The 26,109-nt window shown below is 62.9% G+C and carries 21 protein-coding genes, 1 tRNA gene and 1 pseudogene; 12 read left to right on the forward strand and 11 right to left on the reverse strand.

Translation table 11 applies throughout. The annotated features are described in order from the left end of the window. Positions 1-22: 22 nt before the first annotated feature. The 5 genes and pseudogenes from IHQ72_RS35550 (at position 23) to IHQ72_RS35570 (ending at position 5,221) form a co-directional block, all read left to right on the forward strand. The gene (locus IHQ72_RS35550; protein WP_258120517.1) at positions 23-1,564 is read left to right on the forward strand and encodes a sugar ABC transporter ATP-binding protein; all 1,542 of its coding nucleotides are present in this window, start codon (positions 23-25) and stop codon (positions 1,562-1,564) included. After that, on the forward strand, positions 1,561-2,538 hold the full coding sequence (locus IHQ72_RS35555) for an ABC transporter permease (RefSeq protein WP_258120518.1): 978 nt from the start codon (positions 1,561-1,563) through the stop codon (positions 2,536-2,538). The genes IHQ72_RS35550 and IHQ72_RS35555 overlap by 4 nt, the downstream gene beginning before the upstream one ends. Beyond that, a complete protein-coding gene (locus IHQ72_RS35560; RefSeq protein WP_258120519.1) occupies positions 2,535-3,536 on the forward strand; it encodes an ABC transporter permease in 1,002 nt (333 codons plus the stop codon). The genes IHQ72_RS35555 and IHQ72_RS35560 overlap by 4 nt, the downstream gene beginning before the upstream one ends. After that, positions 3,536-3,854: pseudogene (gene rhaM / locus IHQ72_RS35565) on the forward strand (L-rhamnose mutarotase). Before IHQ72_RS35560 ends, rhaM begins: the two are co-directional and overlap by 1 nt. Continuing rightward, positions 3,851-5,221: an FGGY-family carbohydrate kinase gene (locus tag IHQ72_RS35570; protein ID WP_258120520.1), complete on the forward strand. Its 1,371-nt coding sequence runs from the start codon at positions 3,851-3,853 to the stop codon at positions 5,219-5,221. The pseudogene rhaM and the gene IHQ72_RS35570 overlap by 4 nt, the downstream one beginning before the upstream one ends. A gap of 96 nt (positions 5,222-5,317) precedes the next feature. Here the strand turns inward: IHQ72_RS35570 and IHQ72_RS35575 are convergent, their stop codons facing one another. From IHQ72_RS35575 to galE, 4 genes are all read right to left on the reverse strand, one after another. Then, the gene (locus IHQ72_RS35575; RefSeq protein ID WP_258120521.1) at positions 5,318-7,144 is read right to left on the reverse strand and encodes an alanine racemase; all 1,827 of its coding nucleotides are present in this window, start codon (positions 7,142-7,144) and stop codon (positions 5,318-5,320) included. 188 nt (positions 7,145-7,332) lie between these two features. Beyond that, the gene (locus IHQ72_RS35580; protein WP_258120522.1) at positions 7,333-7,494 is read right to left on the reverse strand and encodes a hypothetical protein; all 162 of its coding nucleotides are present in this window, start codon (positions 7,492-7,494) and stop codon (positions 7,333-7,335) included. 16 nt (positions 7,495-7,510) lie between these two features. Continuing rightward, on the reverse strand, positions 7,511-8,761 hold the full coding sequence (locus IHQ72_RS35585; RefSeq protein WP_258120523.1) for a D-amino acid dehydrogenase: 1,251 nt from the start codon (positions 8,759-8,761) through the stop codon (positions 7,511-7,513). Positions 8,762-8,862: 101 nt separating this feature from the next. Then, entirely contained in the window at positions 8,863-9,858 is a 996-nt protein-coding gene (galE, locus tag IHQ72_RS35590; RefSeq protein ID WP_258120524.1) for a UDP-glucose 4-epimerase GalE, read from the reverse strand. A 276-nt stretch (positions 9,859-10,134) separates the two neighbouring features. Here galE and hemA point away from each other — a divergent pair, with 276 nt between their 5' ends. Continuing rightward, complete coding sequence (gene hemA / locus IHQ72_RS35595; protein WP_258120525.1) at positions 10,135-11,412, forward strand: 5-aminolevulinate synthase; 1,278 nt, start codon at positions 10,135-10,137, stop codon at positions 11,410-11,412. A 322-nt stretch (positions 11,413-11,734) separates the two neighbouring features. On the opposite strand, the gene IHQ72_RS35600 is transcribed toward hemA, so the two are convergent. Together IHQ72_RS35600 and mscL are read right to left on the reverse strand one after the other, a co-directional pair. Beyond that, complete coding sequence (locus IHQ72_RS35600) at positions 11,735-12,901, reverse strand: pyridoxal phosphate-dependent aminotransferase (RefSeq protein ID WP_258120526.1); 1,167 nt, start codon at positions 12,899-12,901, stop codon at positions 11,735-11,737. A gap of 111 nt (positions 12,902-13,012) precedes the next feature. Continuing rightward, positions 13,013-13,435: a large conductance mechanosensitive channel protein MscL gene (gene mscL, locus IHQ72_RS35605; RefSeq protein ID WP_258120528.1), complete on the reverse strand. Its 423-nt coding sequence runs from the start codon at positions 13,433-13,435 to the stop codon at positions 13,013-13,015. Between the two features lie 231 nt (positions 13,436-13,666). Here mscL and IHQ72_RS35610 point away from each other — a divergent pair, with 231 nt between their 5' ends. Beyond that, positions 13,667-17,155 carry a PAS domain-containing hybrid sensor histidine kinase/response regulator gene (locus IHQ72_RS35610; RefSeq protein ID WP_258120529.1) on the forward strand — a complete coding sequence of 1,163 codons (3,489 nt, stop codon included), beginning with the start codon at positions 13,667-13,669 and terminating at the stop codon, positions 17,153-17,155. A gap of 11 nt (positions 17,156-17,166) precedes the next feature. Here IHQ72_RS35610 and IHQ72_RS35615 read toward each other — a convergent pair whose 3' ends face one another. Both IHQ72_RS35615 and IHQ72_RS35620 read right to left on the reverse strand, forming a co-directional pair. Next, positions 17,167-17,826, reverse strand: coding sequence for a response regulator transcription factor (locus IHQ72_RS35615; RefSeq protein ID WP_258124064.1), 660 nt, complete (start codon positions 17,824-17,826; stop codon positions 17,167-17,169). A 126-nt stretch (positions 17,827-17,952) separates the two neighbouring features. Then, the gene (locus IHQ72_RS35620; protein WP_258120530.1) at positions 17,953-18,390 is read right to left on the reverse strand and encodes a hypothetical protein; all 438 of its coding nucleotides are present in this window, start codon (positions 18,388-18,390) and stop codon (positions 17,953-17,955) included. A 110-nt stretch (positions 18,391-18,500) separates the two neighbouring features. Here IHQ72_RS35620 and IHQ72_RS35625 point away from each other — a divergent pair, with 110 nt between their 5' ends. Both IHQ72_RS35625 and IHQ72_RS35630 read left to right on the forward strand, forming a co-directional pair. Then, positions 18,501-18,851 (forward strand): DUF952 domain-containing protein, encoded by a 351-nt coding sequence (locus IHQ72_RS35625; RefSeq protein WP_258120531.1) that lies wholly within the window; start codon positions 18,501-18,503, stop codon positions 18,849-18,851. Then, complete coding sequence (locus IHQ72_RS35630; RefSeq protein WP_258120532.1) at positions 18,848-19,924, forward strand: quinone-dependent dihydroorotate dehydrogenase; 1,077 nt, start codon at positions 18,848-18,850, stop codon at positions 19,922-19,924. Before IHQ72_RS35625 ends, IHQ72_RS35630 begins: the two co-directional genes overlap by 4 nt. A 12-nt stretch (positions 19,925-19,936) precedes the next feature. On the opposite strand, the gene IHQ72_RS35635 is transcribed toward IHQ72_RS35630, so the two are convergent. After that, on the reverse strand, positions 19,937-21,289 hold the full coding sequence (locus tag IHQ72_RS35635; RefSeq protein WP_258120533.1) for an MATE family efflux transporter: 1,353 nt from the start codon (positions 21,287-21,289) through the stop codon (positions 19,937-19,939). Between the two features lie 112 nt (positions 21,290-21,401). Here IHQ72_RS35635 and IHQ72_RS35640 point away from each other — a divergent pair, with 112 nt between their 5' ends. Next, on the forward strand, positions 21,402-22,304 hold the full coding sequence (locus IHQ72_RS35640; protein WP_258120534.1) for a histone deacetylase family protein: 903 nt from the start codon (positions 21,402-21,404) through the stop codon (positions 22,302-22,304). Between the two features lie 61 nt (positions 22,305-22,365). Here the strand turns inward: IHQ72_RS35640 and IHQ72_RS35645 are convergent, their stop codons facing one another. Then, entirely contained in the window at positions 22,366-22,629 is a 264-nt protein-coding gene (locus IHQ72_RS35645) for a DUF6460 domain-containing protein (protein ID WP_258120535.1), read from the reverse strand. A 260-nt stretch (positions 22,630-22,889) separates the two neighbouring features. Here IHQ72_RS35645 and IHQ72_RS35650 point away from each other — a divergent pair, with 260 nt between their 5' ends. Beyond that, positions 22,890-24,761 carry an acyltransferase family protein gene (locus IHQ72_RS35650; protein ID WP_258120536.1) on the forward strand — a complete coding sequence of 624 codons (1,872 nt, stop codon included), beginning with the start codon at positions 22,890-22,892 and terminating at the stop codon, positions 24,759-24,761. A 79-nt stretch (positions 24,762-24,840) separates the two neighbouring features. Continuing rightward, positions 24,841-24,914: transfer RNA gene (locus tag IHQ72_RS35655), tRNA-Gly, on the forward strand. A 134-nt stretch (positions 24,915-25,048) separates the two neighbouring features. Here the strand turns inward: IHQ72_RS35655 and IHQ72_RS35660 are convergent. Then, positions 25,049-26,053 carry a L,D-transpeptidase family protein gene (locus tag IHQ72_RS35660; RefSeq protein WP_258120537.1) on the reverse strand — a complete coding sequence of 335 codons (1,005 nt, stop codon included), beginning with the start codon at positions 26,051-26,053 and terminating at the stop codon, positions 25,049-25,051. Positions 26,054-26,109: the final 56 nt, after the last annotated feature.

The following is a 26,109-nucleotide window of genomic DNA, read 5'->3' on the forward strand; positions in this document are numbered from 1 at the left end:
AACGAACCTGCTTGATACGACCATGGACACGACAGCCCAACTCGACCCTACCACCGAGCAGCCTTTGGCTCCGGCTCCACGCCTGACCCTGTCAGGCATTTCGAAAAGTTTTCCCGGCGTGCGCGCGCTGCATGATGTCAGCCTGTCGCTTTACCCCGGCCAGGTGACCGCGCTGATCGGCGAGAACGGCGCCGGCAAGTCGACGCTGGTCAAGATCATGACCGGTATCTACCAGCCTGACACAGGCACGATCAGCATCGACGGCCAGGCCGTCACACTGCCCAGCGCGCATGCCGCCTTTGGGCACGGCATCACCGCCATCCACCAGGAAACCGTACTGTTCGATGACCTGACGGTGGCCGAGAACATCTTTCTCGGCCATGCGCCGCGGTCGCGCTTCGGCACCATCGACTGGCGCACCATGCGCAAGAATGCCCGTGAAGTGTTGAACACCATGGGCGCCGGCCACATCGACGCCGACGCGCGGCTGAAGGATCTCGGCATCGCCAACAAGCACCTCGTCGCCGTCGCCCGCGCCATGTCGATCGACGCCCAGATCGTCATCATGGACGAGCCGACCGCAGCGCTGTCGCTGAAGGAGATCGAGGAGCTCTTTTTGCTGGTCGAGTTCCTGAAGAGCGAAGGCAAGGCGATCCTGTTCATCAGCCACAAGTTTGATGAGATCTACCGCATCGCCGACCGCTATACGGTGTTCCGCGACGGCGAGATGGTCGGCGAAGGCCTGATCAGGGATGCCGGCCAGAGCCAGATCGTGCGCATGATGGTCGGCCGTGCCGTCGATCACATCTTTCCGCAGCGCAAGGCCGAGATCGGCGCGCCGGTGCTTGCCGTCTCCGGCCTGTCGCATCCGACCGAGTTCGATGACATCGGCTTCGAGCTGCACAGAGGCGAAATCCTCGGCTTCTACGGCCTTGTCGGCGCCGGCCGCAGCGAGGTGATGCAGGCAATATCAGGCATCACCCGCACCAGCAGCGGCACGATCAGGCTGGAAGGCAAGGCAATCGTGCCGAAATCGGCGGCGGATTCGATCGACGCCGGCATCGTCTATGTGCCGGAAGAACGCGGCAAGCAGGGCGTGGTGATCGGCCTGCCGATCTTCCAGAATATCTCGCTGCCCTCGCTCAAGCGCACGTCCAAATCGGGCATGCTACAGCTCGCGGAGGAGTTCGCGCTGGCCCGGTCCTATACTGAGCGGCTCGACCTGCGCGCCTCCTCGCTCAGCCAGGATGTCGGCACGCTGTCGGGCGGCAACCAGCAGAAGATCGTCATCGCCAAATGGCTGGCGACGGCGCCTAAGGTGATCATCCTCGACGAGCCGACCAAAGGCATCGACATCGGCTCGAAAGCCGCCGTGCACGGCTTCATGGCCGAGCTCGTCGCGCAAGGCCTGTCGGTGATCATGGTGTCGTCCGAACTTCCCGAAATCCTCGGCATGTCCGACCGCGTCGTCGTCATGCGCGAGGGCCGCATTGCCTCGGTCTACGACAATAAAGGACTCGACGCCGAAACGCTGGTCAAGACGGCAGCGGGGATCGCGGCATGAGGACTTTTCTGAAGTATCGCGAAGTCTGGCTGCTCGCGGCCATTGTCGTGCTGATCGGGCTGATCTCGATGCGATTTCCGGGCTTTGCCGCTCCCGCCAATCTGCGCCAGGTGTTCAACGACACCTCGATCCTGATGATCCTGGCGCTGGGTCAGATGGTGGTGATCCTGACCCGCTCGATCGACCTGTCGATGGCATCCAACCTCTGTTTCACCGGCATGGTGGTGGCGATGCTGAACGCCGCGCATCCAGCAATTCCGATCCCGCTGCTGATCGTCATCGCACTACTGGTCGGACTGGTGCTCGGCGCGATCAACGGGTTTTTGGTGTGGCGGCTGAACATCCCGTCGATCGTGGTAACGCTCGGCACGCTCACCATCTATCGCGGCGCCACTTTCGTCATTTCAGGCGGCGCCTGGGTCAATGCCGACCAGATGAGCACTGATTTCATCGGCCTGCAACGCGCGGCGTTCCTCGGCATTCCGGTTCTGTCGTGGATCGCCATACTGGTCATCGCCTTGTTCTTCCTCTTGATGACGCGCACCGCGCTCGGCCGCTCGATCTACGCCATCGGCGTCAACCCGACCGCGTCGGTCTATGCCGGCATCGATGTCGGCCGGACCAAATTCATCGTCTTCTGCATCTCGGGGATGATCGGCGGTCTCTGCGGTTATCTCTGGATCTCGCGCTATGTCATCGCCTCGGTCGAGGTCGCCAATGGCTACGAGCTCAACATCATCGCCGCCTGCGTAATCGGCGGCATCTCGATTGCCGGCGGCATCGGCTCGGTCGGCGGCGCGGTGCTCGGTGCGCTGTTCCTCGGCATCACCTCCAACGCGCTGCCGGTGATCAACATCTCGCCGTTCTGGCAGATGGCAATTTCGGGCAGCGCCATCATCCTGGCCGTGGTGCTCAACGCGCGCGGCGAACGCCGGCAAGGCCGCATCATTCTCAAGAAGGCGGAAGCGGCATGACCGACACCCCTGCTCCACGCCACATTCCCGACCGGCTCGACAAGCCCTTCACTTCGGCGATGTTCTCATGGGAGGCGCTGCTGGTCGCGGTGGCGGTCGCCATCTTCGCGGTCAACAGCTTCGCCTCGCCCTATTTCCTCGACGCGTGGTCGTTGTCGGACCTGACCTTCAACTTTACCGAAAAGGCGCTGATCGCGCTTGCCATGGCGCTGCTGATCATTTCGGGCGAGATCGACCTGTCGGTCGCAGCCATCATTGCATTGGCTTCGACGATGATGGGCATGGCGGTGCAGGCCGGCGCCGGCACGCCGGTGCTGGTGGCGATCGGCATCGTGGTCGGGCTTGGCTGCGGCGCCTTCAACGGGCTGCTCGTCACCAGGCTCGGCCTGCCGTCGATCGTCGTCACCATCGGCACGATGAGCCTGTTTCGCGGCATCGCCTTCATCGTCCTCGGCGACCAGGCCTACAAGGGCTATCCCCCGAGCTTCGCCTTCTTCGGCCAGGGCTATGTCTGGTGGGTGGTGTCGTTCGAACTGACGCTGTTCCTCGTCGCGGCCGTCGTCTGCTGGTTCCTACTGCACCGGACGAGCTTCGGCCGCCGCGTCTTCGCCATCGGCAACAACCCGGTTGCGGCGCAGTTTTCCGGCGTGCGTGTAGACCGCATCAAATTCATCCTGTTCTGCCTGACCGGGCTGATGGCGGGCATCGCCTCGGTGCTGATCACCTCGCGGCTCGGCTCGACCCGGCCATCGATCGCGCAAGGCTATGAATTGGAAGTCATCACCATGGTGGTGCTCGGCGGCGTCAGCATCCTGGGCGGCGCCGGCAGTATAGTGGGCGTGGTGCTCGCCGCCTTCATCATGGGGCTGGTGACTTTTGGCTTGGGGCTGCTCAATGTGCCAGGGATCGTCATGTCGATCTTCATCGGCCTGCTGCTGATCATCGTCATCGCGCTGCCCATCGTCTGGCGGCGGGTGCGGCGGGAGCGTTTTACCTGATGGCCGAGAAATACGCGTTCAAGATGAAGCTCAATCCCGGCATGAAGGCCGAATACAAAAGGCGCCATGACGACATCTGGCCCGTCGCTGGTCGCACTGCTGAAACAGGCCGGCGTTTCCGACTATTCGATCCATCTCGACGATGAGACCAACATACTGTTCGGCGTGCTGTGGCGGCTCGACGACCACGGCATGGACGAATTGCCGAAGCACCCGGTGATGCAGCGCTGGTGGGCCGAGATGGCCGACATCATGGAAACCAAGCCTGATAACGAGCCGGTGGCGGTGCCGCTGGAAACAATGTTCCATATGGAATGACCCGTCACGTCGCCGTCATCGATATCGGCAAGACCAATGCCAAGGTGGCGCTGGTCGATCTTGCCGGCATGCGCGAAGTCGCGCTGCGCCGTATGGCGAACGCACCCGTTGCCGACGGTCCCTACCCGCATCATGATGTCGAGCTTCTGTGGTCGTTCATCCTCGACAGCCTCGCCGGGATCAATCGCGAACAGCGCATCGATGCGATATCGATCACCACCCATGGCGCGACGGGCGTGCTGGTGGACGCTGCCGGTGAGCTGGCGCTGCCGGTGCTCGACTATGAATTCACCGGGCCCGACGCCCTCGCCACGGACTATGACGCGATCCGCCCAGCCTTCGCCGAGACGGGCACGCCGCGCCTGCCGGTCGGTCTCAATCTCGGCGCACAGTTCTTCTGGCAGCAGAAGCGCTTCCCGCCGGAGTTCGCCAGGGCCGCCGCGATCCTGATGTACCCGCAATACTGGGCCTTGCGCCTGACCGGCGTCGCCGCCAACGAAGTGACTTCGCTGGGCTGCCACACGGATCTGTGGAACCCGTGGAAAGCGGATTTTTCGACGTTGGTCGACAAGATGCAATGGCGGCGCCTGATGGCGCCGGTGCGGCCGGCGAAGGATCGCCTCGGCCCGATCCTTCCCGCGCTTGCGACACGGACCGGGCTCGATCCGCAGACTCCGGTGTTTTGCGGCCTGCACGATTCCAACGCCTCGCTGCTGCCGCATCTCCTGTCGGACAGACCGCCTTTCTCCGTCGTCTCGACCGGCACCTGGGTGGTGTCGATGGCGGTCGGCGGCAACAAGATCGCGCTCGACCCGGCCCGCGACACATTGGTCAACGTCAACGCGCTCGGTGATCCCGTGCCCTCGGCGCGTTTCATGGGCGGCCGCGAATTTTCAGTGCTGACGGAAGGCCAATCGGAAGACTGGACCGAAGAGGATATTGGGACGGTATTCGCCAGGACAACCCTGCTGCTGCCGGCGACGCAACAAGGTTCTGGGCCGTTCCCGCATCATACCGCCGCATGGCTCAACGCCGACGGGATCAACAACGGCCAGCGCTTTGCCGCTATCTCTTTTTATCTGGCGCTGATGACCGCAGCCTGCCTCGATCTGATCGGCGCCGAAGGCCCGGCCATCGTCGAGGGCCCTTTCGCCCGCAACTGGCTTTTCACGCGCATGCTGGCTGCGGCCACGGCGCGTGCCGTCATTGCGTCCGATGCGGCCACCGGCACCAGCATCGGCGCTGCCTTGCTGGCGTCGGACCAAGGAAAAATCCAAGGCAAAGGCGAAAGGGTCGAACCGCCAGCCGACCCAGCCTGGGCAAACTACGCGCGCGTGTGGCGTGCGGCGGTCGACGCACAGGGCTGACATTTCTTGAGCATGATCTTTTCCGAACCGAAGGTCAGCGCAGCAAAAACCGGTGTCCACGTTTCGCTGGCGCGGTCCTTCGGTTCGGGATCATGCTCAGAGAATCCGCTTGCCAAAGGCCGACATGACGAAGTTGACCGTTTCCGTCGCCAATCGCGGTTCCAAACCTGATGTCAGGCCGGAGACATCCATCGACAACAGCCCGCCGGACAGCGCCATCGCCTCCATCGCCTGATGCGTTTCGCGCACGGTGATGCCGCCGGAGCCAGCCGCCCAGCCGGCGAATTCGGTCACCTCAGGCGAATAGCTGACATGGAAGCCTTGCGTGCCGGAGGTGGCGATGCGGATCGCCTCGTGCATCAGGTCGCGCATGCCCATGGCGTCGATGTCGGTCATGGTGAAGGCGGAGACGCGCGAATCCTTCAGCACCCGGGCCTCGGCTGGATCGGCATGGCGCAGCCCGACGATGACGACGTTTTCCGGCGACAGCTGCGGCTGCAGCGCGCCGGGCTTGTGATCGAGGCCGAGCGCCCGCGCCAGCACCGAACGCTCCGGCAGGTCGATGCCATCCTCTTCCTCGGGCATAAGTGCTGCGATGGAATCGATCCAGATCAGGCCAAACGAGTGTGTCGCCCGCGCCGTCGTCGTCAGCGCCTTGTGAGCGATGCGCCGGTCACTGCCGGCGGTGAGCCGGACCAGGCCGGATGGGGGCCGCTCGATATCGGCCAGCTCGACGACATCGAAATTCATCGCCTCCAGCCGGGCGCCGGTCTCCTCCCTGGCCAGAATACCGGCGGCCGCCGGTTCGGCTGATATCGACACCATCTTGCGGCCGGAGAAATCCTCGACATCGTGCATCGGGGCCTTTTCGACATATTCCGAGGTCATCGCCAGAAGCATGGCGCCATAGCTCATGCGGAAGGCAACACGGTCGCCGACGGCGGGTGGCGGCTCGGCATCGGTCACGTCGAGCAGCAGATGATCGCTGGAGGCGCCGAGCACCCGCACGCCCTTGGCGATTGGCGTCAAACCTTCGATCAACACGTCCTCGCGGCCGATATTGGCGATGGCGCGCAACCTGTCGCCCTCGTCGGGAAATACCGGCTGGTTGCCGAAAGCGTCGTAGCCGGATTGGCCGATCGGCCGCGACGGCTTCAGCTTGACCTCGATGATGTCGCTGGTCAGCCGGCAGGCATCGGGTTCCAGTTCGGCCCACGGCGTCTCGCGGAAGGTCTCGACGCCACCCTGCAGGATTGCTTCGCCGACGCGCAGATTGTTGATGCCCGCGGGCAGCCTGCCTTCGAGCAGCAGCGTCAGCGACGATGACGCCCCGCCCGATATCCAGTCGAGCCTTGCGCCAGACAGGCGCTCGGTCTTGTAGGCATGGGCGACAAGTTGCCCGAGATTTTCCTCCGTCGGCATGATGGCGCCGAAGCAGCCGAGATTGGTGCCGATGCCGGCGATGCGCACGCCCTTGAGCGCCAGTATCTGCTCGACCGTCGGGATGAGGTCGTTCGGCCAGATGCCTTCCCTGAGATCGCCGAGATCGATCATCAGCATAATGTCGTGGACGCGGCCCATGCGCTCGGCGATGCGCGATAGCTCGCGGATGGTGGCGAGCTCGGACTGCAGGCTGATGTCGACGGTGCGGACCACCTCCTCGATGCGTGCCATCGGTGGGCTGCGCAGCAGCATGATCGGCGCATTGATGCCGCTGTCGCGCAACCGGCGGATGTTTTCGAAGCGCGATTCGGCGATGCCGGCGACGCCACCGCGCAGCATGGCACGCGCCACCTGCGGCATGCCGCAAGTGCCCTTGGTAACGCCGAAGACCTTGATGCCGGACAGGGCGCAGCGGTCGATGATCGTGCGCGCATTGCGCTCGATGCGGCCAAGGTCGATGGCGACTTGCGGTCCGGACATTTTTTACTCAGAAATTGTGCACGGTACTAGGCGCATTTATCTTCTCGGTATCGTAGCTGGCGAGAATTAATATCAATCCGCATTGGGTCGTGTTCATGCCGGAAACAAGGGCTCTTGTATGTGGGCACGTCTTTCGCTCAGAGAGGCCAGTCACATTGGTCATTCGTCATCTCGATGGGGAGTGGCAACTAACCTGTGGCGAGCACGACCATCCCGCAGACTGCGGAGATTTCGAAATTGTCGGCTTCAGGCATCTCACCGTCAGGCAAGATAATCTGACGCAGATTGGCGAGCTTGAATGCGGCTGGCTTGCCGAGTGGGTGCTGGGCGAATGGACCCGGTGCCGACACGACGGTTAATTCCCCCTCAATTGACGTAGACCAGCCCTTGCGGGTCGATCTCCGGCTTGCGGCCGGCGACCACATCGGCAAGGAATTTTCCGGAACCGCAGGCCATTGTCCAGCCGACATGGCCGTGGCCGGTGTCGAGGTAGAGATTGCTGTAGCGCGCCTGGCCGATGACTGGGACCGAGTTCGGCATCATCGGCCGCAGACCGGCCCAGAGCTCGGCCTTGTTCTCGTCGAAGGCGCCGGGGAAAAGCTCGTTGCCGGTCCTGAACATGGCGGCGAAATCGCTCGGCTTGTGGCTGCGGTCGAAGCCGGTGAACTCGGCGGTCGAAGCAAGCCGCAGCCGGTTGCCGAGCCTGGAATAGGCGATCAGCTGATCCTCGTCGGCGCCGCCCATCGTCGGCCCCTTGCCCTCATCCTCCAGCGGCACGGTCGCCGTGTAGCCCTTGACGGGATAGACAGGCAGGTCGATCCCGTAGCGGCGACCGAGCAGGCCGCTTTCCGGGCCTATCGAGATGACCACGGCGTCGCTTGTTATCGGACCGGCCGAGGTCATCACCGCGCGCACCCGATCGCCTTCGATGTCGAGGCCTTCGACTGTCGTGGTGTAGAGGAATTGGACGCCGAGTTTCTCGGCGGCATAGGCAGCGAGGTTTTGGGTGAATTGGCTGGAGTCGCCGGTCTGGTCGATCGGCGAATAGACGCCGCCGGCTATTCTGTCCCTGGCCCCGGCAAGGCCGGGCTCGAGCTCAACCAGCCGGTCGCGGCCGACGATCTCGATCGGCAGACCGTGCTCGGCGAGATAGCGGTAATTGTCGGTGCCGGTATCAAAACTCTGCTGCGAACGGAAGAAATAAAGAATGCCCCTCTTGCGCTCGTCATAGTGAATGCCGGTGTCGGCCGAAATGGCATTGATGCAGTCGCGCGAATAGAGCGCCAGGCGCAGCTTGATGTCGGTGTTGGCGCGCAGGCGCGCTTGCGTGCATTGACGCAGGAAGCGCAGGCTCCAAGCGAAGAAATAGGGATCGAAGCGCAGCCGCACCTTGATGCCGAGATCGTGGTTGTAGAGCGCGCGCAGGAACGTCTTCAGCGCAGCTGGCGAGGCCCAGGCAGTGGCGTCGCCGGGCGACACCAGACCGGCATTCGATTGGCTGGTGCCGCGCGCCGCCATCTGATGGCGCTCGATCACGGTCACCTCGTGGCCGTCGCTCGCCAGATAATAGGCGGCCGCCGTGCCGACAACGCCAGCGCCAAGGACCAATATTCTCATGCTGCCCCCAAGGATCAATCACGGCCGAAACGCCTCCACGCTTCGCCGCGCGCTCCTTCAATAGCGCTTCTGTGTGGAGCTTTCGAGCCTAAGAACTTGGCTCAGCTCCGCGCCGAATTCTTGCCGGTCAGGATGCGCTCCCAGGCCAGCGCGTCGGCGACAATCTGGTCGAGGTCGTCGTGCTGCGGGGTCCAGCCGAGTTCGCTGCGCGCCAGCTCCGAATTGGCGACCACCGCGGCGGCGTCGCCCGGACGGCGTTCGCCGATCCGCACGTCGAAATCATGGCCAAAGACGCGCCGCACGCTGTCGATCACCTCGAGCACCGAATAGCCGTGGCTGTAGCCGCAATTGGCGACGAGGCTTGTCCCGCCGGCGCGCAGCCGTTCCAGCGCCAGCCGATGCGCCGCCGCCAGATCGCTGACATGGATATAATCGCGCATGCAGGTGCCGTCGGGTGTCGGATAGTCGGTGCCGAACACCTGCATGAACGGTCGCTTGCCGAGCGCCGTCTCGGCGGCGACCTTGATCAGATGCGTGGCGCCCGGCGTCGACTGGCCGGTGCGGCCCTTCGGATCGGCGCCGGCGACGTTGAAATAGCGCAGCGCCGTATAGCGCAAGCCATAGGCAATTGCGGCGTCGCGCAGCATCCATTCGCTCATCAGCTTGGACAGGCCATAGGGCGATTCCGGTGCAAGGCGGGCATCCTCGCGCACCGGCTCCAGCCCGGCGCCGCCATAGACGGCGGCGGTCGAGGAGAAGATGAAATTGGGAACGCCTTCGCGCACCGCGGTCTCGATCAGCGTGCGCGTCTTGCAGGTGTTGTTCTCGTAGTAGCCGAGCGGGTCGGCGACCGATTCGGGAACCACGATCGAGCCGGCAAAATGGATGATCGCATCGACGTGATTGTCTCGGATGATCGAACCGACCAATTCCCTGTCGGCGACATCGCCGACGACCAGCTTTGCCTCGGGCGCCACGGCCCACTCGAAGCCGGTCGAAAGCCGGTCGAGGACGACGACGCTGTCGCCCGCATCCAGCAGCTCCCAGACCATATGGCTGCCGATATAGCCGGCACCGCCTGTCACCAAAACCGTCATCCGTGTCCTCGCTGCTCAAGATTTGTCGGAAACTGTCTCGACCCCCGCCTTACTGGAAAGCCTGCCACTAGGCCATTAGTACCATTAGTGTCTGCGGTAACCGGTCTCGTCGGCGCATGGCATCGTCCTGAAACAAAATTCATGCACATCAAGGGAATAGGCCATGATCCGTGGCCGTTAGGAACAGGCTTGGGGCGTGGCATTTTGACCAAAAAGGCCAAGTAGACGTCGAATAGGGCAATGATTATGATCCCACGCAAAAATTGGGAAGCCGAAATGAACTATCAGCGGTTCTTCGAAGACGCGATCGACCAGCTCCACGCAGAGCGTCGCTATCGCATCTTCGCCGACCTCGAGCGCATCGTGGGGAAATTCCCACGCGCCATCTGGCGCGCCAACGGCCGCGCCCAGGAAATCACCGTCTGGTGCTCCAACGACTATCTCGGCATGGGCCAGCATCCAGACGTCATCGCCGCGATGCAGAACGCCGCCGGCAAGATGGGATCCGGCGCCGGTGGCACCCGCAACATCTCCGGCACCAGCAACCCGCTGGTCGAGCTCGAACTGGAACTGGCCGACCTGCACGACAAGGAAGCCGCACTCGTCTTCACCTCCGGCTTCGTCTCCAACGAAGCCTCGATCTCGACCATTGCGCGGCTTCTGCCCAACTGCCTGATCGTCTCGGACGAGTTGAACCACGCCTCGATGATCGAAGGCGTGCGGCGTTCGGGCGCCGAGAAGAAGATCTTTCGCCACAACGACGTTGCGCATCTGGAAAGCCTGCTGCAGGCGGCGGGTCGCGAACGCGCCAAGCTGATCGTCTTCGAGAGCGTCTATTCGATGGATGGCGACATCGCGCCGATCAAGCAGATCGTCGATCTTGCCGAGCGCTACAACGCCATGACCTATATCGACGAGGTCCACGCCGTCGGGATGTACGGACCGCGCGGCGGCGGCATCACCGAGCGCGAAGGGCTGGCCGACCGTATCGACATCATCGAAGGCACGCTGGCCAAGGCGTTCGGCACGCTCGGCGGCTATATCACCGGCACAAGTGCCGTGGTCGATGCCGTGCGCTCCTATGCGCCGGGCTTCATTTTCACCACGGCGCTGCCGCCGGCCATCGCCGCCGCCGCGACCACGTCGATCCGCCATCTGAAGCGCTCGCAGGCCGAACGCGACGCGCAGCTGCGCCAGGCGACGCGGACCAAGCAGGTTCTTACCGCCGCCGGCCTGCCGGTGATGGACTCCGCTACCCACATCGTGCCGCTGCTCGTCGGCGATCCGGAACTGTGCAAGATGGCCAGCGATCGCCTGCTAGGCGTCCACGGCATCTACATCCAGCCGATCAACTACCCGACCGTGCCGCGCGGCACCGAACGGCTGCGGATCACACCGACGCCATTCCATTCGGATCAACTGATCGCGGAACTTCAGGACGCGCTGGTCGAGACCTGGGATGCTTTGGGCATCCGTTACGGCTCCGCGGGCCGGCCTTCGGTAGCCGAGAGCGATCGTGTCATTCCACTGCTGGTGCCGAAGTCCGGCGGCTGATCTTCAGCCGAGGGCATGATGGCGGTCTCCGCTCCCGGTGCCGTCTTGTTCTTCAGTGCTGCGACGCTCAGTGGTCACGGCATGGATCCTAGGGTTTCCGCGACGTCGCTTCGCTCCTGCTCCGCCCTAGGATGACGAACGCGTGATGGCATAAGGCAAATCGTGGACGTCGGAGATTGGCGAAAAGCGACACCCCCTTCGTCATCCTAGGGCGTAGCAAGGAGCGAAGCGACGCGGCGCAGACCCTAGGATCCATGCCGTTACGTTGGCCAAGGAGTGCAACGGTTCGCGCTGTCCGACCTGGCGCGAACCTCAACAAACCTCAAGCAGTTCTCATCCACTTCGCCAGCCGGTGCGCGGCTTCCTCGAGTTGGTCGAGGCGGCGGTGGAAGCATAGCCTGAGAAAGGCTTCGCCGCCGGGACCGAATGCGGTTCCGGGCGCCAGACCGACATTGGCGCGGTCGACGATGTCGAAGGCGGCGGCGCGTGAATCGGTGATGCCGTCGACTGCAAAGAACAGATAGAACGCGCCCTGCGGCACGGTGAAGCGTGCCCTGCCGGTCGCAGCCAGGATGCCGCAGACCAGGTCACGCGCCGCCCTCGCCCGCTCCACCTGCTCGACGATGAAGGCGTCACCCTCGTCGAGGGCGACGACCGCGCCGCGCTGCATGAACTGGGCAACGCCTGAGGTCGAATACTGGACCAGGTTCTCGAACACCTGCTGCAGCGAAGGATGGGTCTTGATCCAGCCGACCCGCCAGCCGGTCATCGCCCAGTTCTTGGAAAAACTGTTGACGAAAAGAATGCGATCCTCGTTGGCCATGATGTCGATGAAGGACGGCGCGCGACTATCGCCGTAGTGGAACAGCGAATAGATCTCGTCGGCGATGATCCACAGGCCCCTTTCGCGGGCAAGATCGAGGATCGCCTGCAGCGTCTCCCTTTCGGCGGTCCAGCCGGTCGGGTTGGACGGTGTGTTGACGAACAGCGCCTTTGTCCTTGGCGTGATCGCCGCCTCGATCTTGCCGACGTCGCAGGACCAGCCATTGCCGGACTGGTCGAGCGTGACAGCGACCGGGACGGCGCCCGCCACGCCGGCGGCTGCGGCGAAGTTCGGCCAAGCCGGCGACAGATAGACGACCTCGTCGCCGTTGCCGGCGACGGCGTCGAGCGCCAGCTGGATGGCATGCATGCCCGAGCCGGTGACGATGAATTCTTCCTCAGCGAAGCTCTTGCCGAAATGCCTGACGTAATAGCGGGCGAGCGCCTGCCTCAGCTCGGGGATGCCTTTCTGCCAGGTATAGAAGGTCTCGCCACCGGCCAGCGCCCGGGCAGCGGCATCGGTGATAAAGGCGGGCGTCGGCAGGTCGCCCTCGCCGGCCCAGAGCGGGATCATGCCGTCGCGGTCGCGGCCGCGGTTCATGACGGCGACAATGCCGCTTTCCGGCGCGGCCCGGGCCTCGGCGCGCAAATTCTCGATCAGGGTCATGGATAAATCCGTGTTCGTCTTCTGGACAGCTAGCGTGTTTTACGACAGGCGAAAATAGAAAACCCCGGCCGAAATCGACCGGGGTTTTGGTCCAGAGATCTTACCCCTGCGCTATTTCCTGGCGAGGAGATCGCGAATTTCGGTAAGCAGCGCAACATCGGCCGGCGGAGCGGCAGCAGGCGCAGGGGGCTTCTCACGCTCCAGCCGCTTGCGCAGATTGTTCACGGCCTTGACCATCAGGAAGATAATGAAGGCGAGGATGATGAAATTCAGCGCGACGGTGATGAAACTGCCATAGGCGAAGACTGCGCCCTGCTTCTTGGCGTCCGCCAGCGATGTGGCGTTGACGGCTGAGGACAAGGGCAGGAAATAGTTGTTGAAGTCGAGTCCGCCGAAAATCGCCCCGATTATCGGCATGATAATGTCATTGACCAGTGAATCGACGATCTTGCTGAAGGCAGCGCCGATAATGACGGCGACGGCCAAGTCCATGACATTACCCCGGGAAATGAATTCCTGGAATTCTTTCAGCATTCGACCCTCCTTGTTCTGACGGTCAGGCCGCCGCCCTCGCCCGCTCGTTGGCTCCACTGGCACAATAGCAAAAACCTGCGGTTGCAGCATGGACAAAAGACCGTTTCCGCCGGCCAAAATTCCCGAAGCCGCAGCCATCCTGCGCCGAAAGCCGCGATGGACTTGACCGCCAAGCTGTGATTGCGTCTCAGCGGGCCGGATGCAAAACCGGCAAGGGAGGATTATCGGGCCGTGCAGGGCTGGTTCATCGTCATCATCGCGATCGCCTATGTGACGTTGCTGTTCGTCATCGCCAGCCTCGGCGACCGGCGCTCAACGACATCCGGGCCTGACCGGGCCCGGCCCTTCATCTATGCGCTCAGCCTGGCGATCTACTGCACCTCCTGGACGTTCTTCGGTTCGGTCGGCCTTTCCTCCGAGCGCGGCCTTGAATTCCTCGGCATCTATATCGGCCCGGTGCTGGTGTTCGTGTTCGGCTTTCCGCTGCTTCGGCGCATCGTCAGGCTGGCCAAGACAGAGAAAATCACTTCGATCGCCGATTTCCTCGGCGCCCGCTACGGCAAGAGTTTTGCCGTAGCAGCGATCGCCACGCTGATCGCGACGATCGGCGCGGTGCCTTACATGGCGCTGCAGTTGAAGGCGATTTCCGGCTCGGTCAGCCTGATGGTCGAGCATTATACCGGCTCGCCGCCCTCCTTCGATCCGTTCGTCAGCGACATCTCGCTGGTCGTCGCCATGCTGCTTGCGCTGTTTGCGGTGCTGTTCGGCACGCGCCATGCCGACGCCACCGAACACCAGGATGGGCTGGTGCTGGCGGTAGCCGTGGAAACCGTGGTCAAGCTCGCCGCCTTTCTGGCGATCGGCCTAATGGTCACCTTCCTGATCTTCGGCGGCCCAGGCGATATGGTCGACAAGCTCGCCCAGAATTCGCAAGTTCAGCAAGCAATGGGCTACCGCACGTCGCTCGCCACCTGGCTGGTGCTGACATGTTTGAGCGGTTTCGCCATCATCATGCTGCCGCGCCAGTTCTACGTCACCATCGTCGAGAACCGCAGCGAGGCCGAGTTGCGTACTGCAACATGGGTATTTCCGCTCTATCTGGTGGCGATCAACCTTTTCGTGCTGCCGATCGCGCTCGCCGGCCTGGCGCTGGTCGGCACCAGAACCAGCAGCGATCTCTATGTCCTGTCGCTGCCGCTGCTCAGCGGTCACGATGTGTTGGCCATGGCCGCCTTCATCGGCGGGTTGTCGGCGGCGACCGCGATGGTGATCGTCGAAAGCGTCGCGCTGTCGATCATGATCTCCAACGACCTCGTCATTCCGCTGTTTGTTCGTCGCCTGCTCAAGACCACGACATCCGAGAACGAGGACTGGTCAGCGCTCATCCTCAACGTGCGACGTGCGGCGATCTTCATCATGCTGTTCATCGCCTTCCTCTACTATCGCGAGAGCACCGACAGCGCGCGGCTCTCTTCTATCGGCCTGATGTCCTTCGCCGCGATCGCGCAGTTCGCGCCGGCCTTGATCGGCGGTCTGATCTGGCGCGGCGCCAACGGCAGGGGGGCGGCACTCGGCATGGTCGCCGGCATCGTCGTCTGGAGTTACACGCTGCTGCTTCCTTCTCTCGCCGCGTCCGATACCGGCATCGTCGTCCACGGCCTGTTCGGTTTCGAAGCATTGCGGCCGCAAGCGCTGTTCGGCACCGTCGCCGAGCCGCTGAACCACGGCGTCCTGTGGAGCCTGTCAGTCAACACGCTGTTCTTCGTGCTCGGCTCGCTGTCGCGCGCGTCGGTGCCGCTGGAACGCATCCAGGCGTCGATTTTCGTGCCGCGCGAGGCGAGCCCGATGCCGAGCCTGCGCCGCTTCCGCACCACCGTCACCGTCAACGACCTCAAGGACACCATCGCGCGCTACCTTGGCGTCGAACGCACTGAACGGTCCTTTCAATCGTTCGAAAAGAGCAACGGCGCTTCGCTGCACGGCAACGAGCAGGCCAGCATGGACGTCATCCGCTTCTCCGAGCAGCTTCTGGCAAGTGCCGTCGGCTCCTCCTCGGCGCGGCTGATCCTATCGCTGCTGCTACGCCGCAACGATCGCGAATCCAAGGACGCGTTCCGCCTGCTCGACGACGCAACCGAGGCGCTGCAGCACAACCGCGACCTGCTGCAGATCGCGCTCGACCAGATGGAACAAGGCATCACCGTCTTCGACAGGGATTTCCGGCTGATCTGCTGGAATCGCCAGTATCGGGCGCTGTTCGACCTGCCCGACGAGATGGGCCAGGTCGGCGTCTCGCTTGACCGCATCCTGCGCCACCTGGCCGAGCGCGGCGACATTCCGGCCGACCAGCGGGTGACGATGCTCAACCGCCTCACCAGTTTCGTCAGCCCCTGGCAGATGGAGCTGAAGACCAGCGGCCGCATCCTGGAGTTGCGCTCCAACCCAATGCCTGATGGCGGCATCGTCGCCACCTATGCCGACATCTCAGGACGCGTCGAGCAGGATCTGGCGCTCAAGCGCGCCAATGAATCGCTGGAACAACGCGTCAAGGACCGCACCGTCGAACTGACCCGCGTCAACGAGGAACTGGCACAGGCGCAGATGCTGGCCGAGGAGGCCAATCTCGGCAAGACGCGGTTCCTTGCCGCCGCCGGCCACGATATCCTGCAGCCCCTGAACGCCGCCCGCCTCTATTGCTCGTCGCTGATCGAAAAGGCCGGCAAGGGGCCGACCGGCAAGGCCGCAAACAACATCGAATCTTCGCTGGAATCGGTCGAGACAATTCTCGGCGCGGTGCTCGACATCTCCCGCCTCGATGCCGGCGCGATGAAACCGGACGACACCGTCTTCAGCCTGGACGAGCTGCTGCGGCAGATCGGCAACGACTTCCAGCCGCTTGCCGCCGAGAGGAAGCTCGGCCTGACGATCATGCCCTCGTCACTCAGCGTGATGACGGATCGCAATCTGCTACGCCGCCTGATCCAGAACCTGGTGTCCAACGCCATCAAATACACGCGCCGGGGCCGCGTCCTGGTCGGTGTGCGGCGGCGCGGCGAACTGGCCGAGATCGAGGTAATCGATACCGGCATCGGCATTGCCGCCGACAAGCTGAACACGGTCTTTCACGAATTCACCCGGCTCGACGAGGGTGCGCGCGAAGCTGACGGCCTCGGCCTCGGCCTTTCCATCGTCGACCGCATCGCTCGCGTCTTGCGCCTCGAACTCCAGATCTTTTCAAACCCGGGCAGGGGCACGCGCTTTTCCGTCATCCTGCCGGTCGCGGCAGCGCAGGAGCCACGGCGCGTGGTCACGGCGAAAGCGCCGGTCCGCACTGGTGCTTCGCTTGCCGGGCTTCGCGTGCTCTGCATCGACAATGATGCCCGTATCCTCGACGGCATGCGACTGCTGCTCGAAGGCTGGGGCTGCAGCGTCGAGACGCTTGCCGGCTCGGGGGATCTCGAGCGATCCGGCATGCGTCGACCCGACATCGTGCTTGCCGATTATCATCTCGACGGCGAGACCGGTCTCGAAATGATCGCCAAATTGCGCGCCATCCACGGCCAGGACATGCCGGCCGTGCTGGTCACCGCCGACCGCTCCAGCGAGGTGCGCGCCAGCGCCGGCAGGCTCGACGTGCCGGTGATCAACAAGCCGCTGAAGCCGGCGGTGCTGCGCTCGATGATGGCCAGGGTCAGGCCGCTGGCGTCGGCGGCAGAGTAGAGCCGGAAGGGTCAACCCGTGGCCTGCAGCGGATCGCTGCCGATCTTCGACAGCAGGATCACCGCCTGGGTGCGGCTGTCGACGCCAAGCTTCTGCAGGATGGCCGAGACATGCGCCTTGATCGTCGCCTCGGAGACGCCGAGTTCGTAGGCGATCTGCTTGTTGAGCAGCCCTTCCGCCAACATGCCGAGCACGCGCGTCTGCTGCGGCGTCAGCGCCCGCAGCCGCTTGATCAGATCGGAGATCTCGGGATCGCGCTCGACGCCGAGATCGATGCCCGCGGGCGCGGCGATGTCACCGGCAAGCACCGACTGCACGGCGCTGCGGATCTCCTCCATGCTGGCCGATTTGGAGATGAAACCCGAAGCGCCGAGATCGAGCGCGCGCCGGATGGTCACCGGATCGTCATGCGCCGACACCACCACCAGCGGCACCGTCGGATGGATGCCGCGCAGCGAGATCAGGCCGGAAAGGCCGCTAGCGCCCGGCATCGACAGGTCGAGCAGCACCAGATCGACGTCCTCATTGGCCACGACCAGCGCCTTGGCGCTTTCGAAATCGCCGGCCTCGTGAATGCCGGCGACGTTGCCGATGCCGGCAAGCGCCTCTCTCAGCGCACCGCGAAAAAGCGGATGATCGTCAGCGATGACGAAAGTGTAGCCCGACGGCACAAGTCCCTCCCCGAATCCCATTGATGATTGTCTGCTTCTTACGGGATCAGTCGAACGATTATGCGGCGATATCAGCCGTTTTCAAGCGGCAAAGGCTATGTGCCGGGTTTCCCCGGTGAACGGTGCTCAGGTTTTTTGCGGATTGGGCTTGGCGGCATCCTCGCCGCTATCCTTTTCCATGTCCTTGACGATGCCGATGAAGCTGCGCAGGAAGCGCTCCATATAGCTCATCGTCTTGTTGAAATCCTCCTCGCTTGGCAATGTCGACTCAAAGCGGGCGGCAAGCGAGTTCTCGAGCTTGACGACGCGCTGGTCGAGCGCCTTCACCGAATTTTGCAGCCGGTCGATCTCGTCCTGGAAGGCGGCGCGTTCATCGGCCGCCATCTTGCAGACGAGCTGACCGGAACGCTCCTCGCAGATCGACATCGCACCGGTCTGCGTGTCCATGCGGACATAGCCGGTGGCCGACTTTTCCAGCCGGTAGCGGTCGGCTTCCTCGGAAAAGGCCGATGCCGCGACGAGCGAGACGAGCGCTGCGGGTATCAAGACGTGCTGCGGACGCATATTGTCCTCCATAGGCCAGTAAGTGCAATTTATCGCATGTTTGCGCCGGAAATGGGGAAGAACCCTGGCCCGCTCTTTCCCGTATGGCTGGTTCGGACTATAGCGCAACCATGTCTCAGATTATCTACAAGATAGTGCCTGAACCGCTGTGGCGCGAGGCCGAAAGAGATGGCAGCTTCGCCGGCGCGCCGATCGATGTCGCCGACGGATTCATTCATTTTTCCACCGCCGGCCAGGCCAGGGAAACGGCGGCCAAACACTTTGCCGGCCAGACCGGGCTGCTGCTGGTCGCCGTCGATGGCGCCAGACTCGGTGATGCGCTGAAATACGAGGTCTCGCGCGGCGGCGCGCTGTTCCCGCATCTTTACGGCCCGCTCGACCTCAACGCCGTCGTCTGGGTGCAACCATTGCCGCTCGGCACCGATGGCCTGCACCAATTCCCGACGCTGGAGGCCGAATGAGCGTGCTCGATCGGCTCGGCCAGAGGTTCCTGTTTGCATTCGATCCGGAGGCCGCCCACGGCCTGTCGATCGCCGCGCTGAAATGCGGGCTGCCGGTCGCCCGGCGCCCTGTGCGCGACGAAAGGCTGAAAGTCAGCGTCTGCGGCATCGATTTCCCCAATCCGCTCGGCATGGCTGCCGGCTACGACAAAAACGCCGAGGTTCCCGATGCGCTGCTTGGCCTCGGCTTTGGCTTTGCCGAGGTCGGCACGATCACGCCGCTGCCGCAGGCCGGCAACCCGAAGCCGCGCATCTTCCGGCTGACATCGGACGAAGCGGTGATCAACCGGCTGGGCTTCAACAATGAGGGTCACGAGGCCGCCGAACAACGGCTTGCCGCCCGCAAGGGCCGCGCCGGCATCATCGGCGTCAATATCGGCGCCAACAAGGACAGCACCGACCGCGTCAGTGACTATGAACGAGGCGTTGTCAGGTTTGCGCCATACGCCAGCTATCTGACGGTCAACATCTCCTCGCCGAACACGCCGGGTCTGCGCAACATGCAGGCGCGTGAACAGCTTGGCGAGCTCCTGTCGCGCGTCATTGCCGCACGTACGGCGGCTGCAGTGCAGCCACCCGTCTTCCTCAAGATCGCGCCGGACCTGGTCGAGGCCGAGTTGGAGGATATCGCCGCCGAGGTCACCGAGAAGGCAATAGACGGTGTCATCGTCTCCAACACCACCATCGCGCGGCCGGGGCTGCGCAGCGCCGATCTTGCCGGCGAGACAGGCGGGCTTTCGGGAAAACCGTTGTTCGAGCGCTCGACCATCGTGCTGGCCAAGATACGCAAACTGCTTGGCCCGGACCGCGCCATCATCGGCGTCGGCGGCGTCGATTCCGCTGAGACGGCACTTGAAAAGATCCGCGCCGGCGCCGATCTCGTCCAGCTCTACACCGGCATGATCTATGCCGGGCCGGCACTGCCGGGCCGCATTCTTGCGGGGATGGCGCGTTTTGCGGATATGCAACGGCTCAAGTCGCTGCGCGAGTTGCGCGATAGCAGCCTCGATCAATGGTCGGCCAAGCCGCTCTGACCCGAAGTCGCTCTAAAACGCCGTCCGCATCCGCACACGCAAAATGGTAAGCAGGCTGAAGCCGCGCACCAGCAGGAAGACGTGCAGCGCCGCCCACAGGCCGTGATTGCCGAAGGCCGGCGCCAGGATGAGCAAGGCCGCGCTGAAGACAAGGAACGACAAAAGCATCATGTTGCGCATGTCGCGCGACCAGGTCGCGCCGATGAAGACACCATCCATCTGAAACGCCAGCACGCCGCTGAGCGCGGTGAACGCCGCCCAGGGCAGATAGATGTCAGCAACGGCGCGAACATCTTGTGACGTCGTGATCAGGGCGACCAGATCAGTTCCGCCCAGCAAAAGGACAAGCGTCGCCGTGGCCGCCAGCCCTAAGCCCCAGAACAGGGTCAGTCGCACCGCCTGCCGGAATTGCATCGCGGCACGCGCGCCCACGGCACGCCCGGCGAGCTGTTCGGCTGCCGTGGCGAAACCGTCGAGGAAATAGCCGGCGATGAGGAAGAAATTCATCAGCACCGCGTTGGCGGCCAGCGTCACCGTGCCGAATTGTGCGCCCTGGCGGGTGAACAGCGCGAAGGCGGCGAGCAGCGAAAACGACCGGATCATGATGTCACGGTTGAGCGACATCATGCGCAGGAATGCCGACAGGTCGAGGATGCGATGGCGCGGCAGCCGGGGCGCTGCCCAGAAGCGCCGGCCGATAATCGCCAGACCAAGCAGCATGGCGACGAATTCACCGGTGACGGTTGCCCAGGCGACGCCGGCGACGCCCCAGCCGAGCTCCAGCCCCAGCAGGATGCAGAGCGCGATGTTGATGCCGTTCAGCACCAATTGCAGCATCAGCCCAAGCACTCCCTCGCCACGCCCCAGCACATAGCCGAGGATGGCGTAGTTGATCAGCGAGAACGGTGCTGCAAGCAGCCTGATGCGGATGTAGACGGCCATCGCTTCGCTGACGCGCGGCTCGGCGCTCATGAACCATTGTCCGGCGATGGCGACCAGTGGCGCAAGTGCGGCAAGCACGATGCCAGCGACGACCGCGATCAGCACGGCGCGCCAGAAAACCGCCTGTTCCTCGAGTTCGTCGCCGCGTCCGAGAGCCTGGGCGACGAGACCGGTGGTGCCGGAGCGCAGGAAATTGAAGGAAGTGAAGACGACGTCGAAGACCAGGGCGCCCGCCGCCAGGCCGCCGAGAAGGGCAGCGTCGCCCAACTGCCCCACCACGGCCGTGTCGACGACGCCGAGCAGCGGCGTCGTCAGATAGGCAAGCGTCATCGGCACCGCGATGGCGAGCACCGAGCGGTTGGTGACGACGAAAGACCGGCCGTTGGCCGCTGCTGACACCTGATCCAGGACCGGCTTCCCCATCGTGGCTTGATCGAACAGCCGATGTGGCCCAGTTTCCGGACGCCGCGCAACCACTCATCCCGCCACGGCCAACCGAAACCCGCCTCTGGCGCACCCGCCGTAAACCACTCAAATGTCCCTGCAGATCGTTCATCATCCCGACTACGACGCCGGCTTCGCAGTCAACCATCGCTTCCCCATGAGCAAATACAAGCTGCTGATGGAAGCCTTGGGCGCGCGCGGACTGACCGGCCCCGCCGCTCTCAACGTGCCCGAACCGGCGCCGGCATCATGGCTGAAGCTTGCCCATGACGCCGGCTATGTCGACCAGGTGCTGGCCTGCGAAGTGCCTGAAAAAATCGAACGCGAGATCGGCTTCCCGGTGGGCCCGCGCGTCTCGCTCAGGGCGCAGCTTGCAACGGGCGGCACCGTGCTGGCCGCGCGGCTGGCGTTGCTGAACGGCATCGCCTGCAATACCGCCGGCGGCAGCCATCATGCGCGGCGCGCGCAAGGCGCCGGCTTCTGCACCTTCAACGATGTTGCCGTGGCTTCACTGGTGCTGCTTGCCGAAGCTGCCGCCGGCAACATCCTGATCGTCGATCTCGACGTGCATCAGGGCGACGGCACGGCGGACATTGTTGGCGAGCAGCGGCGCGTGTTCACCTTTTCCATGCATGGCGACCGCAACTATCCGACGCGAAAGATCGCTTCCGACCTCGACATCGCTCTGCCCGATGGCACCGGCGATGCGGCCTATCTCGAAAGGTTGGGCGGCGTCCTGCAGGAACTCACCGCCAAGGCGCGCTGGGACATCGTTTTCTACAATGCCGGGGTCGACGTTCATGCCGAGGACCGGCTTGGCAGGTTGTCGCTGTCGAACGAGGGGCTGCGCGCCCGCGACGACATGGTGATCCGCCATTTCCGCGCGCTCGGCATCCCGGTCTGCGGCGTTATCGGCGGCGGCTATTCGACTGATGTGGCGGCCCTCGCCGCGCGCCATTCCATCCTGTTCGAAGTGGCCTCAGGCTTCGCCTGAGCGCCTATCGTTTGGGCATGATCCTTTCCGAAAACCGGTTTCCCCTTTTCGGGATCATGCTCTATTTCCGATAATTGGTGATCCTGAGCAGGATGAAGGCCGGAATGACGATCGCCGCGCCCAGCAGGATATAGCCAAGGAAACGCTCAATGGCGCGGAAGCCCAGATTCCAGAGATCGACGAAGAAATTCCGGATGCCGTAGAGCACATCCATCGGCGACCAGCCGAATGCGTTCATGACAAGGCCGACGAGGAACGACACCACCAACAGCTTCAGGAGCACCCGGAGCGGCGTATCGCCGAGAAAGCGCGTTAGTGCGGACAAGGCGTGTCTCCAGATTCGGTTACAGGTCCAGAAATACGCACTTGCCGCGCTGGCATCAAGGCGGTCACCAACTCCAGTTGCCCCGGACAACGGGTTGGCCGGATTGTCTGCTCGCCAGTCTTGACACCGATGCTGCAGTGCAGCAAAATTAGGCGACAGAGGGTGACCCGTTGATATCGATCTGCCAGACCCACTCGTATCGCCCGGTGATGGACGGACTGCGCTGTCTCGCCGTGACCTGCGAACACAGGACTTCTTGAATGAAGTACAGGCGCGATATCGATGGTCTTCGGGCCGTTGCGGTCCTGCCGGTTGTACTCTTCCATTTCGGAATCTCGGCAATTCCAGGCGGTTTTACCGGCGTCGATATCTTCTTCGTCATATCCGGCTATCTGATCACCGGAAGCCTTCTGGACGACCTTGAACGCGGCCAGTTTTCGATCATCAGCTTCTATTGGCGCCGTGCCCGGCGCATCCTGCCGGCTCTGATCTTTGTCACGCTTCTCAGCTGCATTGCGGCATTGTTCATTCTTCTGCCGTCAGATCTCCACGAATTCAGTCTCAGCGTCATAGCGGCCTCGACTTTCTGGTCGAACATCTATTTTTGGAAGACGTCAAATTACTTCTCCATCGATGCCGAGCTCCGACCGCTGTTGCACACCTGGTCGCTTTCGGTCGAGGAGCAGTACTATATCTTTGCCCCAATCCTGATGTTCCTGATCTATCGCTATTTTGCCAAGCGCTGGCTGACGATACTCCTGCCGATCATTCTCGGCAGCTTCGTGCTGGCGGTCATGGCGACATGGCTGGCGCCAAACGCGGGATTCTACCTGCTGCCGACACGAGTCTGGGAACTCATGCTGGGCGCGGTGCTCATGCTGAAACGGCCCCCGCCCTTGAGCAACCGGTTCCTTATGGAACTGGTCGGGCTGGCCGGATTTGGCCTTCTCGCCATCGGGTTCTTCACGATTTCAGAGAGCGACCCGTTCCCGGGCTACAACGCTTTGTATCCGTGCCTCGGAACGGCCCTCCTTATCTATGTCGGCCAAAATAGCCCCTCGACGATCGCCAGCCGCATACTCGAAGTCCGGCCGCTGGTCTGGATCGGCCTCATCTCCTATTCGCTGTATCTTGTTCACTGGCCGATCAATGCGTTCGCACACTATCTTTCGTTACAAAAACTCGACCCTTCGATGACCGTTGCGATGACGGTTGCAAGCTTCGCATTGGCTGCATTTTCCTGGAAGTATATCGAGCAGCCGTTTCGGCAGAAAAGGAGCTTCACCGCCCCGGTGCCCATCTTCGCCTTTTCAGCGGGCGCGATCGCTCTTCTTTGCGCTGGCGGGGCGGCGGGGGCGCTCGGCAACGGCTTTCCGCAAAGGTTTCCGGACTATGCCCAACAGCGGATTCCTGTCGGGGACTGGGGCAATGGCACCTGTTTCAACGAGGGCTCCAGCCGGATCGAAAACTGGAATATCGAGGATTGCACGCGCACTCGCGGCTTCCCAACAACCGTTTTGTTGTGGGGCGACTCGTTCGCCGCCCACTATGTTTCAGGCCTGGACGCCAACATAAATCAGCTTCAAGCCAACATCGTGGAATACACTTACGCAGGCTGCCCACCGATTCTCTCCTACTTCTCCTATGCACGCCCGGATTGCGTGCGGTTCAATCAGCAAGCCCTGAAGATCGTCCAGGACGCCGGCATCAAGACGGTTGTACTCAGCGGTCGGTGGACCGACTACGAGGCCAGAAGTTTCGACGGTCTCCAGCAAACGATCGATACGCTTCGTGGCATGGGTGTGCGTGTGTTTGTCATCGGCCAGTCTCCACAGTTCATAACCGACGTTCGGAAAATCGCGTTCTTCGCAAAGCGCGAAAATCTCGATGATACATCGTGGCCAATGGCCATGGATCCCGACATCAACAACCGTGTGCGCACATTTACCAAAGGCGCCACCTTTATCGATCCGCTGAATTTCCTCTGTAGTGCAGGACGCTGCTCCTACGCCGACGCAGGCCAGTTTCTTTATTTCGACTATGGCCATTTCTCTTCAATCGGGGCCACGCTGGCAATTTCGAAATACTGGCCGGCCTTTGCCGCAGACGATGCCCTTGCCACGACGGAATAACAGTCGGGCGGCTGGCAAGGCACGAGTGCACGCTTAACCATTGCCCGAACGCCGGCTTGCGTGGTAACGAGGCTGCTGCGCGGGTATGATGTAATGGTAGCTTGTCAGCTTCCCAAGCTGAACGCGCGGGTTCGATTCCCGCTACCCGCTCCACCTTGCTCGCAAAGGGTTTGTGCTGGAACTCCCGACCCGTCCCTTTCGACTTGGGATCTCGAAGGTTCACAAATTATCTGCGATTTTCCTCAGGAATAGCCTGCGAGAGCAGGTCTGCTGGCCAATCCATTTTGCTACGGAGCGAGCTCGTCGACGGCATGGGCGATCTCGTTCTTGAACTCGACTTTCGTGCCCGGCTGCACGATAGAGCCAAGGTCTTCGGCATCCCAATTGGTCAGTCGGATGCAGCCATGCGAGAAGGTCGTGCCGATCTTGCCCGGTTCGGGCGTACCGTGGATGCCGTAGCTTTCGATGGAGAGATCGATCCAGACCGATCCCACGGGATTGTTCGGCCCGGCAGCGATGGTGAAGGGCCGCTTGGTCCGGACTCCCTTGAAAGCGAAGTCCGGATCGTAGTGATAGGTGGGGTTGCGCACCACGCGCTTGACCTCCGCCATGCCGCTTGGCGCCGGGTTTTCATCACTCCCAATCGAGGCGGGGTAGACTGAGAGCCATTTGCCGGAAGGATCGAGCACGCGCACCAGGCGAGCGCCTTTGTCGACCTCGATGCGGGCTACGCCAGCGGGAGGATCGCCCCGGCCAATATCAGGCACCACCAAGGTCGTGCCGGCCTTCCTGAAGCCGATGCCCGGATTGAGCATCCTGAGCAACTGTTCGCTGATATGGAAGCGCTCCGCCAGCTTCTCCGCCGCGGTGCGATAGCCGAGCCGCCGCAGACGGGCCATCCACTCCATGCGAGCCGGAATACGCCTGGTGAAGGGTCCGCGCACATCCTTGCGCGTTACCTCATAGGTGACCAGCACCGGGTCGGTGGAGGTTGCCATGAGCTTGCTCCAGGTCTGCGGAGTGAGCTTGCCATCGGGTGCGAGTCCGTTCGCCGCCTGAAAGGCGCCGACTGCCTTGGCGAAGTTCGCTGAAAGGCGACCGTCAATCAGCCCAGGCGAGAAGCGGGCGCGATCCAAGAGAATCTGCGCCTTCAGCACGGTCGGATCGACACCCTTCGGTTCGCCGGCGGCGAACTGGGCCTGATTGACGGTGGTTAGGTCCAGCTTGGCCGCCCCCGTCCCGCCGCATGCGAAGGCAAGCGTCGCGGCGAAGACGAGGAGAAATCTTATCATCGATAGCCTCGCTGGGACTGCAACAAGAGCCCGCCTCTATGACGCGGCACGGCCCT

The organism is Mesorhizobium onobrychidis (assembly GCF_024707545.1).
Lineage (GTDB): Bacteria > Pseudomonadota > Alphaproteobacteria > Rhizobiales > Rhizobiaceae > Mesorhizobium > Mesorhizobium onobrychidis.

What these genes read in the sequence shown, in the direction of transcription:
- IHQ72_RS35550 (WP_258120517.1), top strand. Translation starts at nt 23, where the DNA reads ATGGACACGACAGCCCAACTCGACCCTACCACCGAGCAGCCTTTGGCT.
- IHQ72_RS35555 (WP_258120518.1), top strand. Translation starts at nt 1,561, where the DNA reads ATGAGGACTTTTCTGAAGTATCGCGAAGTCTGGCTGCTCGCGGCCATT.
- IHQ72_RS35560 (WP_258120519.1), top strand. Translation starts at nt 2,535, where the DNA reads ATGACCGACACCCCTGCTCCACGCCACATTCCCGACCGGCTCGACAAG.
- IHQ72_RS35570 (WP_258120520.1), top strand. Translation starts at nt 3,851, where the DNA reads ATGACCCGTCACGTCGCCGTCATCGATATCGGCAAGACCAATGCCAAG.
- IHQ72_RS35575 (WP_258120521.1), bottom strand. Translation starts at nt 7,144, where the DNA reads ATGTCCGGACCGCAAGTCGCCATCGACCTTGGCCGCATCGAGCGCAAT.
- IHQ72_RS35585 (WP_258120523.1), bottom strand. Translation starts at nt 8,761, where the DNA reads ATGAGAATATTGGTCCTTGGCGCTGGCGTTGTCGGCACGGCGGCCGCC.
- galE (WP_258120524.1), bottom strand. Translation starts at nt 9,858, where the DNA reads ATGACGGTTTTGGTGACAGGCGGTGCCGGCTATATCGGCAGCCATATG.
- hemA (WP_258120525.1), top strand. Translation starts at nt 10,135, where the DNA reads ATGAACTATCAGCGGTTCTTCGAAGACGCGATCGACCAGCTCCACGCA.
- IHQ72_RS35600 (WP_258120526.1), bottom strand. Translation starts at nt 12,901, where the DNA reads ATGACCCTGATCGAGAATTTGCGCGCCGAGGCCCGGGCCGCGCCGGAA.
- mscL (WP_258120528.1), bottom strand. Translation starts at nt 13,435, where the DNA reads ATGCTGAAAGAATTCCAGGAATTCATTTCCCGGGGTAATGTCATGGAC.
- IHQ72_RS35620 (WP_258120530.1), bottom strand. Translation starts at nt 18,390, where the DNA reads ATGCGTCCGCAGCACGTCTTGATACCCGCAGCGCTCGTCTCGCTCGTC.
- IHQ72_RS35625 (WP_258120531.1), top strand. Translation starts at nt 18,501, where the DNA reads ATGTCTCAGATTATCTACAAGATAGTGCCTGAACCGCTGTGGCGCGAG.
- IHQ72_RS35630 (WP_258120532.1), top strand. Translation starts at nt 18,848, where the DNA reads ATGAGCGTGCTCGATCGGCTCGGCCAGAGGTTCCTGTTTGCATTCGAT.
- IHQ72_RS35635 (WP_258120533.1), bottom strand. Translation starts at nt 21,289, where the DNA reads ATGGGGAAGCCGGTCCTGGATCAGGTGTCAGCAGCGGCCAACGGCCGG.
- IHQ72_RS35640 (WP_258120534.1), top strand. Translation starts at nt 21,402, where the DNA reads ATGTCCCTGCAGATCGTTCATCATCCCGACTACGACGCCGGCTTCGCA.
- IHQ72_RS35650 (WP_258120536.1), top strand. Translation starts at nt 22,890, where the DNA reads ATGAAGTACAGGCGCGATATCGATGGTCTTCGGGCCGTTGCGGTCCTG.
- IHQ72_RS35660 (WP_258120537.1), bottom strand. Translation starts at nt 26,053, where the DNA reads ATGATAAGATTTCTCCTCGTCTTCGCCGCGACGCTTGCCTTCGCATGC.